The sequence below is a fragment of the Parvibaculum sp. genome, from assembly GCF_049651025.1.
Taxonomy (GTDB): domain Bacteria; phylum Pseudomonadota; class Alphaproteobacteria; order Parvibaculales; family Parvibaculaceae; genus Parvibaculum.
The window spans coordinates 20,698-30,658 of record NZ_JBASBH010000118.1 but is presented as its reverse complement, the minus strand read 5'-3'; the positions used below and the strand labels follow the sequence as shown (position 1 = coordinate 30,658).

Here is a 9,961-nt window from a genome sequence, read left to right as displayed (position 1 = left end):
GTCAACGCCGACAAGCTCGATCTGCTTGAACCAGCTATTGAACGTGGCCTCGCCAAGCTCGGCAAAAAGGCGCGCACGGACGCGACGCCAGGGGGCGCTCAGGGCCGGCTCGTGAGAACCGGCTTCGTTCGGGCCCGATGACACAGACAAAACCTCCGGAAAATCCTCGCGCGACAAACCGCGCGCAGCCTTGCCGGACGCAGCTTCGCCGCCAGATGGCAATGCATCGTTTCGGCTGCGAAAACCAGACTTCGCCACCGAACCCATCTTGTTCTCGTTCACGACCTCTTACCCCTTCTTGAACCCCGGTCCCCACCCCGGGATTTTCGAGAGACGCATGCCCCGCACAGGCACACACTCCCTCCCCCTCTTACCGCCACTCCAACCGGCGCGGATAAACCCGCGCCAGCCCCATCTCATTCACTAAATTGGTTTAGCCCTGCGCCCAGGGCAGCCCCGCGGCCTTCCAGCCGTTGCGCGCACCTCTGTGCCGCGCATCATCGAGGTCGCCCTCGAAGCCGCCCGCGATATTGTAGCTATGCACAAAACCCTGCTTGGTCATGGCGATAGCCGCCGCCCTGCTGCGCGCGCCCGAGCGGCACAGAAAGAGGACCGGCGCATCACGAGAGGCATCGCCCAGCGTTTTTGCGACGTCAGCCGCAAAATCCTGATTGACGCTCATCGTGGGAAAACTTTGCCATTCGGCGAGCAAGGGCTCCTTGCCGAGATGCGACAGGTCGACAAGGCCGACAAAGGACCATTCGGCACGGGTGCGCACGTCGACAAGAACGGCTTTCGGATTTTCGGAAAGAACGCGCCATGCTTCTTGCGCGGAAATATCGCCCGCATAATCGACGGGCTGCGTGCCAAGAACCGCGGGCTTTACATTGTCGTTCGTTTCGCCCGGCATTCCTTCGCCCTTCTTTCCTGCAACACCGACATCATTTATCCCGACTGCGCGGGACACGAATTTCTCCGCGAGGGCAATCCCTGTCGGAATTCCCCCCGTGTCATCACTCATGACTTTTTGGATACTTTTGGACGCTCAAATCGACGCAATCGAATACTGTATTTGCCAGGTTAATTACTTATAAACGACAGTATTCGTTGGCCCCTCAGAGGCTAATAACCATACCGGCTGGACCCTGTGGAGGCAAGCGGAAGAATCGAGAACGCAGAAAAAAGTTCATCGATGTTGCGCATTGCCACACCGAAAACTCTGCGACCCGCGAGCGAAATAAATTAAGCGCCGCAGCGCACACTTGCACGCGCGCAAAAATGGCGCAGTTCCGCGCGCTGCAAATTTTTCTCTCGCGCAAGCGAATGTGCAGTGCCGCTTATTCGTGTGCGGATATGCAACGCTCGTCTAAATTTTTATGAACTCGTAGCGTTCGAAAAAACGCCGCATACACGCATAAGACGCAAAAAAGCCCGCGTCTAAAATGCACGCGGGCTTTCACTCTTTCGTTTCGCCTCCGCGCTGCTCAAATTACGCGCGGAGCGAATATCAGGCGCTGAGTACTTTCACGCGCGCTGAAAGACGCGACACTTTGCGCGAGGCGGTGTTCTTGTGCGTCACGCCCTTCTGCGCAGCGCGCATGATCTCGGGCTCGGCTGCCTTCAACGCGGCGGTCGCCGCATCCTTGCTGCCGGTCGCGATCGCTTCTTCAACCTTGCGGATGAAGCCGCGCATGCGCGAGCGACGATCCTTGTTGACCGCGGTGCGCGTTTCGATCTTGCGGATCGCCTTTTTTGCGGACTTCGTATTCGCCATCGTATTCGACCTTTGCCATGCCCGCGTCTCATGCTCGAACGCGCGGCAGATATCTCGTCCATCGCAAGCCCGCCCGATCAAGCGGCAACATCAGCGCGTTATCGGGCTTTGCGGCCTCAAAAAAGCGGCCCCGCAAGGAACATGGGGCCTCTCATCATTGAGGCGCGCGTTATACGCGTGGGGGGGCCGCGCGTCAACCGGACGAAACGTCCCCCGAAAACACGTAGGCGAGCTTTGCTTTCAGCGGTTTTTGAAGGCAGGCGGGCGCTTTTCCACAAAGGCCGTCATGCCCTCTTTCTTGTCCTCGGTCGCAAACATCGAGTGGAAGAGGCGGCGCTCGAAGCGGACGCCCTCCGAAAGCGTCGTTTCATAGGCGCGATTGACCGTTTCCTTGGTCATCATGGCGATGGGGAGCGACTTGGCCGCGATGGTGGCCGCTACCTTCAGTGCCTCGTCGAGAAGCTCGGCAACCGGAACGACACGGCTCACAAGGCCGGAACGCTCGGCTTCGGCGGCGTCCATCATGCGGCCTGTCAGGCACATTTCCATGGCCTTCGACTTGCCGACGAAACGGGTGAGGCGCTGCGTGCCGCCGGCGCCCGGCATGACACCCAGGTTGATCTCGGGCTGGCCGAATTTCGCATTGTCCCCGCAAATGATGAGATCGCACATCATGGCAAGCTCGCAGCCGCCGCCCAGCGCATAGCCCGCGACTGCCGCGACCACCGGCTTGCGGCAACGCGTCACGCGCTCCCAATTCGCCGTAATGAAGTCTTCGGCATAGACGTCCATGTAGGATTTGGGCTGCATTTCCTTGATGTCGGCGCCGGCTGCGAAAGCCTTTTGCGAGCCGGTCAGCACGATCACGTGGATCGCCGGGTCCGCCTCGAAGGTGTCGAGCGCCAGCGTCAGCTCATCCATCAGCGCCTTATTCAGCGCATTGAGCGCCTCGGGACGGTTCAATGTAATCAGTCCGACCGCCGCTTTCGTCTCAACCAGAATGTTCTGGTAGGCCATGACGCTTCTCCTCAAGTTTCTTCGTTTGGCAAATCTTCTATGGGTGGTTCCGACCGGATCGGCTCACTCGGGCTCGATCGAGAAACGCACTTCCGTCAGCGCGCCTTTTGGCACGGTCTGAATTTCGAGACGTTCCGTCTCGCGGCGAAAGACCAGCAGGTCGCCAATCAGCTCAAGCTTCGGGAGACGCTGCCAGCCAAGCTGCGGCAAAGTGTCGATATAAAATTTGCGCACTTCGCTCGCCGATACTTCGCCTTCGGCGATGGTGCGCACGATGCGGCCATTGGGCTTGTCGAAAACGATACCGCCCTCGCCCGTCTCGGCCAGGCCTTCCATCAACGGCATGTCCTCGATGGCATCGAGATAGCCAGACGCCTTTTCTTCAGCGTTTACGGCCCCCGACCATGCAAGGCCGCCCAAGCTGAGAGCAAAGCCCAGAACCAGAATCCGAATAATCATCGAAGGCCCACCCTCATTCGCCCGGCTCATCGCTGGCAACTCGGACAATAGAAAGTCGAGCGGCCGGACTGCACGGTTCGCTTTACCGTACCGCTGCATCCGGCTTTTGAACAGGCTCCACCTTCCTGATCGTAAACGGCGAAGGAATGCTGGAAGTAGCCAAGCTCGCCATCGGTCTGGGCATAGTCGCGCAAGGTCGAGCCGCCTGCCTCTATGGCTTCAGTCAGAACATCTCGAATGGCGCGCGCCAGCCGTTCGGAGCGCTGGGGTCCGATGCTCAAGGCCTGCCGATTGGGAGAAATACCGGAGCGGAAAAGCGCCTCGCAGACATAAATGTTCCCGAGACCCGCAACCGTTCGCTGATCGAGAAGCGCCGCCTTGATCGGCGCGCGTCGCCCTTTCAGCCGCTCAAGAAGAACGGCGGCGGAAAACTCGTTTCCCAGAGGCTCGGGTCCGAGCGCTGCAAGATGCGAGTTAGCGTTTAGCGAAGCTTCGGGGATCAGGTCCATGAAGCCGAAACGGCGATGATCAGAATAGACGATGCGGGTGCCATCTTCCATGTCGAAGATGATGTGGTCATGCGTACCCGTTCCGGCACCGTCAGCGGCCACGTCGCGATGGAACTTCCCCGGCGTCGCACCGGGCGCCCCGCCCGGATGAATGCCGAAACGGCCCGACATGCCGAGATGCACAAGCAGCACCTCCTCGCCTTCGAGATGGGCGAGAATATATTTTGCCCGCCGCTCCAGCCATTCGACACGACGACCCGTCAACCGCTCGGCGAAACGCTCGGGCAGCATGTAGCGCAGGTTGGGCCTGCGCTGGATCGCACGCGCAATGCGGCGGCCCTCAAGAGCGGGCGCAAGACCTCGGCGGACGGTTTCGACTTCGGGAAGTTCAGGCATGAATTTCTATATGGTCATTCGGTTGCCGGGAAAGTAGCGCCCTTCCGGGGCCTGCGCTATGGTCCGCCCGATGAGCACGACGCCGCACGCAGACGAGACCAAATCCGCCGAAACCGGCGGAAGCACAACCCATTTCGGTTTCAAGACCGTGCCCGAGGCCGAAAAGGTCAAACTCGTTCACGACGTGTTCGAGCAAGTCGCCTCGCGTTACGACCTGATGAACGACCTGATGTCGGGCGGGCTTCACCGTGCCTGGAAGCAGGCGCTGATCGACTGGCTGAACCCGCCACGTGGGCCACGCGCCTATGCCCATATCGACGTTGCGGGCGGCACGGGCGACATTGCCTTTCGCCTGCTCGAGCGCGCCGGACCGAACGCGCATGTCACGGTTTGCGATATCAATTCGCATATGCTCGGCGTCGGGCGGGATCGCGCAGAGGCGCAGCAGTTCGCTGGCCGCGTCGAATTTGCCTGTGGCGATGCCGAGACCCTGCCCTTTCCCGATCGCTCCTTCGATTCCTATACGATCGCCTTTGGCATTCGTAACGTCACGCATATCGAGAATGCGCTCGCGGACGCCTATCGCGTGCTGAAACCGGGCGGGCGTTTTCTCTGCCTTGAATTCAGCCAGGTTTCGGTGCCGGGGCTCGATGCGATTTACGACACCTATTCTTTCGGTGCCATTCCACGCATCGGCAAATGGGTGACCGGCGATGGCGACCCTTACCAGTATCTCGTCGAAAGCATTCGCCGCTTCCCGCCGCAGGAACGCTTCAAGACCATGATTGAAACGGCCGGTTTTTCCCGCGTCCAGTACCGCAATTTTTCGGGCGGCATCGCGGCGATCCATTCCGGCTGGCGGCTTTAGGAAGCGGGGCCGAGCATGTTCCGCGCGACCGGCAATCTTGTGCGCCTCATTCGGGCTGGCCGCGTGCTCGCGCGCCATGACGCCCTGTTTCCGCTGGAACTGCGCGGTGAAATGCCCGGCGTCGTTCTGCTTCTGCTCGCCGCCGCCAAGCTGCGCCTGCCATGGGAGCGGACGTCGGACGACGACGCGAACGCCGAACCGGCCGCGCGCCTTGCCGCCGCGATGGTCGATCTCGGCCCCTCTTATATAAAGCTCGGTCAGTTTCTCGCGACGCGGCCCGATATTGTCGGCGAGGAACTCGCATCCGACATGTCGCGCCTGCAGGATCGCCTGCCGCCCTTCCCGACCGCCGAGGCGCGCGCCATTGTCGCTGAAGAGCTTGGCCGTCCGGTCGAGAGCCTTTTCTCATCCTTCAGCGATGCCATTGCCGCCGCCTCTATCGCCCAGGTGCATCGGGCGCAGACGCTTGCCAGCGAAACGGACCCTGAGCCGCGCGACGTGGCTGTGAAGGTCCTGCGTCCCGGCGTCGAAGCACGCTTTACGCGCGACCTCGACAGCTTCTTCTGGATCTCGCGGCTCATGGAGCGTTTTCACCAGCCTTCCCGCCGCTTGCGGCCCGTCGAAATCGTGCAGACGCTTGCCGACAGCGTGAAGATCGAAATGGATTTCCGGCTCGAAGCCGCCGCCATTTCGGAAATGGCGGAGAATGTCGCGGGCGATGAAGGCTTTCGCGTTCCCAAGGTCGATTGGGAACTGACCGCGCGCCATGTGCTGACGCTTGAATGGGTCGATGGCATTGCGGCGTCGGATCGCGCAAGCCTCGTCGCGGCCGGTCACGACATGAAACGGCTGGGCCGTCAGGTCATTCAATCCTTTCTGACCCATGCGCTCCGCGACGGCTTTTTCCATGCCGACATGCATCAGGGAAATCTTTTCGTCGATGCAGACGGCACGCTTGTCGCTGTCGATTTCGGCATCACCGGGCGGCTCGACCAGACGCAGCGCCGCATGATGGCGGAAATTCTCTATGGCTTCGTGCAGCGCGACTATCGCCGCGTCGCCGAAGTTCATTTCGCTGCGGGCTATGTGCCGCATACCAAAAGCATCGATGCCTTTGCGCAGGCGCTGCGTTCCGTCGGCGAGCCGATTTTCGGGCGGCCCGCGCGCGACGTCTCGATGGGCCGCCTTCTCGCACAACTGTTTCAGGTAACCGAGCAGTTCGAGATGAAGACGCGGCCCGAACTTATCCTGCTGCAAAAGACCATGGTGGTGATCGAGGGCGTCGCCCGGCATTTCGATCCCGACCACAATATCTGGGACAGCGCCGAGCCGGTTCTCAAGTCCTGGATGATGGAGCAATTCGCGCCCGAGACGAGGCTCGAAGAAGCCGCTGCCGGCGCGGTGCAGCTTGGGCGTCTTGCAGGCAATCTGCCGGAATTTCTGGCTCGCGCCGAACGCACGGCGCGACTTCTTTCCGAAAGCGTCGATGAGGACGGGCTGAAACTTCACCCCTCCTCGACCGAGGCGCTGGCCCGCGCCCAGTCCCAGCGCAGCTATCTGATGCCAGCGTTATGGATAATTATTGGTGCATTGGCGGCCGTTGTGCTGTTTCGCCTGATCTAGCTGCACCGCCGCATTTTCACCAAATCGCCGGGTCGAAGGATTTATCTCCACATTTCACCCGTAGAACCCTATATTCCCCGCTTCAAGCTCCCATCCGGAGACCATGCGTTGAGTGAAGCCCTTCAGAACCGCCGCATCCTGCTGATCGTCGGCGGCGGCATCGCCGCCTACAAGTGCCTTGAGCTTATCCGCAGGTTGCGCGACCGCGGCGCGAGCGTGCGCGTCGTGCTGACCTCGGCTGGCGCGGAATTCGTGACGCCGCTCTCGGTCGGCACGCTTTCCGGCGACAAGGTCTATAGCGATCTCTTCGACCTCACCGACACGGCGGCCATCGGGCATATCGAACTGTCGCGCGACGCGGATCTTCTCGTCGTCGCCCCGGCGACCGCCGATCTTATGGCGAAGATGGCCGCGGGGCTTGCGAGCGATCTGGCGACGACGCTTCTGCTCGCGACCGACAAGAAGGTGCTGATCGCGCCCGCCATGAATGTGCGCATGTGGGAACACCGCGCAACGCAACGCAATCTCGAACAGTTGATGGCGGACGGCATTCACATCGTCGGCCCCAATGAAGGCGACATGGCCTGCGGCGAATATGGGCCGGGCCGCATGGCCGAGCCTGCCGAAATCATTGCGGCCATCGAAGCGCATTTTTCGGAACTCGAATTTTCCGGCGCGCAGCCGCTCAAGGGCATCAAGGCGCTCATAACCTCCGGCCCGACGCATGAGCCGATCGACCCGGTGCGCTATCTCGCCAATCGGTCTTCGGGCAAGCAGGGCCATGCCATCGCGACGGCGCTTGCGCGCATGGGTGCCGATGTCACGCTTGTGTCCGGCCCGACCAATCTGGCCAATCCCGCAGGCGTCAATGTGAAGCGCGTCGAGACCGCGCGCGAAATGCTCACAGCTTGCGAAGCCGCGCTGCCGGCCGATGTGGCGATCTGCGCGGCGGCCGTTGCCGACTGGCGCGTCGATGTGGACGCCACACAGAAGATCAAGAAGGAGCCGGGCGCAGAAGCGCCTGCGCTGAAGCTCGTCGAAAACCCCGATATTCTCGCCACGCTTTCGCGCCTGACAAAAAATCGCCCGTCGCTCGTTGTCGGCTTTGCCGCCGAAACCGAGAAGGTCGTCGAACATGCGGTTGCCAAGCGCAAGCGCAAGGGCTGCGACTGGATTGTCGCCAATGACGTGTCGCCTGAGACCGGCGTCATGGGCGGCGAACTCAACACGGTTCATCTCATTACCGGCGAAGGGCAGGAGGACTGGCCGCTGCTTCCCAAGCAGGCCGTCGCCGAGCGCCTTGCCCGCAGCATTCTCGCGCATTTTGAAAAAAAGAAAGCCAAGGCATGAGCCTTTCGATCTCCGTCGCCGTTCAGCGTCTCGCCCATGGAGCGGACCTCGCGCTGCCACGCTATGAAACCGACGGCGCGGCGGGCATGGACCTTCTGGCGGCTGTGCCGGATGCGGAACCGATGGTGCTTGCGCCGGGTGCGCGCGCGCTTGTTCCCACGGGCCTTGCTATTGCGCTGCCGCATGGCTTCGAGGCGCAGGTGCGTCCGCGTTCCGGCCTTGCGGCAAAGAACGGCGTCACGGTTCTGAATTCGCCCGGCACCATCGATTGCGATTATCGCGGCGAGGTCAAAGTCATCCTCATCAATCACGGACCTGAAGCCTTCACCATCACGCGCGGCACACGCATTGCGCAGATGGTGGTGGCGCCGGTCACACGAGCTGAATTCGCCGAGGTCGAAAATCTCGACGAGACGACACGCGGCGCAGGCGGCTTTGGTTCAACCGGAACCGGTTCTGGCGCGGCAAAAAACTGAGGGCAATATGCTACGTCTCTCCAAGAAGACCTGGCTCGCACTTGAAGCCGTTGTCGATGTCGCAATCAACGCGCGACCGGACCCGGTGCAGTCCAAGGAAATCACCAAGCGCCAGGGCATTCCGCAGCGCTATCTCGAACAGGTGATGCAGCAGCTTGTTCATGCAGGCATCCTGAAAGGCGTGCGCGGTCCGCGCGGCGGCTACAGGCTGGCGCGCGAGCGGCGACGCATAACCGTGGGCGAGGTCGTGCGCATCGTCGGCGCAATGGAATCCTCCGACGATCCGGTGACCAGCGGTCCGTCGGATCTGGGCGAACGCGTCATCGCGCCGCTCTGGGAAGAGGTGCAGACCGAATTGATGGAACGCCTCGACAAGATCACCGTCGACGATCTTTGCCGCCGCGCCGAAACGGCAGGCGTCGACAATGGTGCGCCAACCGCCGATTTCACGATTTAGACGGGAGACCAGCATGAGCGAAGCGAAGAAGCTGCCGGGACGCGGGCGCGTTTACAACAGCATCACCGACACCATCGGCGACACGCCACTCGTGCGCCTGAACCGCATGGCGAAGGAAGCGGGTGCCGTTGCCGACATTCTGCTGAAGCTCGAATTCTTCAATCCGCTGGCAAGCGTCAAGGACCGCATCGGCGTCGCCATGATCGAGGCGCTGGAGCGCGAGGGGAAAATTCTCCCCGATACGATTATCGTCGAGCCGACATCGGGCAATACGGGCATTGCGCTTGCCTTTGTCTGCGCGGCCAAGGGTTACAAGCTCATTCTCTGCATGCCTGAAAGCATGTCGATCGAACGGCGCAAGATGCTGGCGCTGCTCGGCGCGCAGATCGAATTGACGCCGCCTGAAAAAGGCATGAAGGGCGCGATGGCGCGCGCCGAGGAAATCATGGCGCAGCATCCCAATTCGGTGATGCCGCAGCAGTTCGACAATCCCGCAAACCCCGACATTCATCGCCGTACCACGGCGGAAGAAATCTGGAACGACACCAACGGCGCAGTCGACGTGGTGATTTCCGGCGTCGGCACGGGTGGCACATTTACCGGCGTCGGCGCAGCGCTGAAGCCGCGCAAAGCCTCGCTGCGCATGATCGCGGTCGAGCCGGAAGACAGCCCGGTTCTTTCCGGCGGCCAGCCCGGCCCGCACAAGATTCAAGGCATCGGCGCGGGCTTCGTTCCCGGCAATCTCGACAAGTCGCTGATCGACGAGGTCGTGACCATCGGCAACGAGACCGCCTTTGAAACCGCGCGCAAGGCCGCCCGCATGGAAGGCATTCCTGTCGGCATTTCTTCAGGTGCGGCCATTGCCGCTGCGCTCGAAGTCGGCACGCGGCCGGAAATGAAGGGCAAGACCATCGTGGTCATCATCCCGTCCTTCGCCGAACGCTATCTCTCGACGGCGCTTTTCGACGGTCTCTGAGAACTTTGCGGGCATGACGATACACGTTTGAACGTGTAGTACTGGGCCGCGTTCGC

Annotated in this window: 12 protein-coding genes; 6 read left to right on the top strand and 6 right to left on the bottom strand. The window is 61.4% G+C overall.

Annotated elements, in window-relative coordinates; translation table 11 throughout:
* From WA943_RS15675 to mutM, 6 genes are all read right to left on the bottom strand, one after another.
* The coding region (locus WA943_RS15675) for a DnaA N-terminal domain-containing protein (RefSeq protein WP_424470832.1) at positions 1-282 on the bottom strand (282 nt) is incomplete at its 3' end.
* Positions 283-433: 151 nt separating this feature from the next.
* Positions 434-967 (bottom strand): rhodanese-like domain-containing protein, encoded by a 534-nt coding sequence (locus tag WA943_RS15670; protein ID WP_424470831.1) that lies wholly within the window; start codon positions 965-967, stop codon positions 434-436.
* Positions 968-1,507: 540 nt separating this feature from the next.
* Positions 1,508-1,774, bottom strand: a complete 267-nt coding sequence (gene rpsT, locus WA943_RS15665) for a 30S ribosomal protein S20 (protein WP_424470830.1) — start codon at positions 1,772-1,774, stop codon at positions 1,508-1,510.
* A 240-nt stretch (positions 1,775-2,014) separates the two neighbouring features.
* Positions 2,015-2,791 (bottom strand): enoyl-CoA hydratase, encoded by a 777-nt coding sequence (locus tag WA943_RS15660; protein ID WP_424470829.1) that lies wholly within the window; start codon positions 2,789-2,791, stop codon positions 2,015-2,017.
* A 63-nt stretch (positions 2,792-2,854) separates the two neighbouring features.
* Positions 2,855-3,250: a hypothetical protein gene (locus WA943_RS15655; RefSeq protein ID WP_424470828.1), complete on the bottom strand. Its 396-nt coding sequence runs from the start codon at positions 3,248-3,250 to the stop codon at positions 2,855-2,857.
* Between the two features lie 26 nt (positions 3,251-3,276).
* Entirely contained in the window at positions 3,277-4,155 is an 879-nt protein-coding gene (mutM, locus tag WA943_RS15650; protein WP_424470827.1) for a bifunctional DNA-formamidopyrimidine glycosylase/DNA-(apurinic or apyrimidinic site) lyase, read from the bottom strand.
* Between the two features lie 70 nt (positions 4,156-4,225).
* On the opposite strand from mutM, the gene ubiE reads away from it, so the two are divergent.
* The 6 genes from ubiE to cysK all read left to right on the top strand — a co-directional run bounded on the left by ubiE (position 4,226) and on the right by cysK (position 9,905).
* Positions 4,226-5,023 carry a bifunctional demethylmenaquinone methyltransferase/2-methoxy-6-polyprenyl-1,4-benzoquinol methylase UbiE gene (gene ubiE / locus WA943_RS15645; RefSeq protein ID WP_424470826.1) on the top strand — a complete coding sequence of 266 codons (798 nt, stop codon included), beginning with the start codon at positions 4,226-4,228 and terminating at the stop codon, positions 5,021-5,023.
* 15 nt (positions 5,024-5,038) lie between these two features.
* On the top strand, positions 5,039-6,646 hold the full coding sequence (ubiB, locus tag WA943_RS15640; protein WP_424470825.1) for a 2-polyprenylphenol 6-hydroxylase: 1,608 nt from the start codon (positions 5,039-5,041) through the stop codon (positions 6,644-6,646).
* 108 nt (positions 6,647-6,754) lie between these two features.
* On the top strand, positions 6,755-7,996 hold the full coding sequence (coaBC, locus tag WA943_RS15635; RefSeq protein ID WP_424470824.1) for a bifunctional phosphopantothenoylcysteine decarboxylase/phosphopantothenate--cysteine ligase CoaBC: 1,242 nt from the start codon (positions 6,755-6,757) through the stop codon (positions 7,994-7,996).
* Positions 7,993-8,472, top strand: a complete 480-nt coding sequence (dut, locus tag WA943_RS15630) for a dUTP diphosphatase (protein ID WP_424470823.1) — start codon at positions 7,993-7,995, stop codon at positions 8,470-8,472. Before coaBC ends, dut begins: the two co-directional genes overlap by 4 nt.
* A gap of 7 nt (positions 8,473-8,479) precedes the next feature.
* Entirely contained in the window at positions 8,480-8,929 is a 450-nt protein-coding gene (locus WA943_RS15625) for an RrF2 family transcriptional regulator (protein ID WP_424470822.1), read from the top strand.
* Positions 8,930-8,942: 13 nt separating this feature from the next.
* Complete coding sequence (gene cysK, locus WA943_RS15620) at positions 8,943-9,905, top strand: cysteine synthase A (RefSeq protein ID WP_424470821.1); 963 nt, start codon at positions 8,943-8,945, stop codon at positions 9,903-9,905.
* Positions 9,906-9,961: the final 56 nt, after the last annotated feature.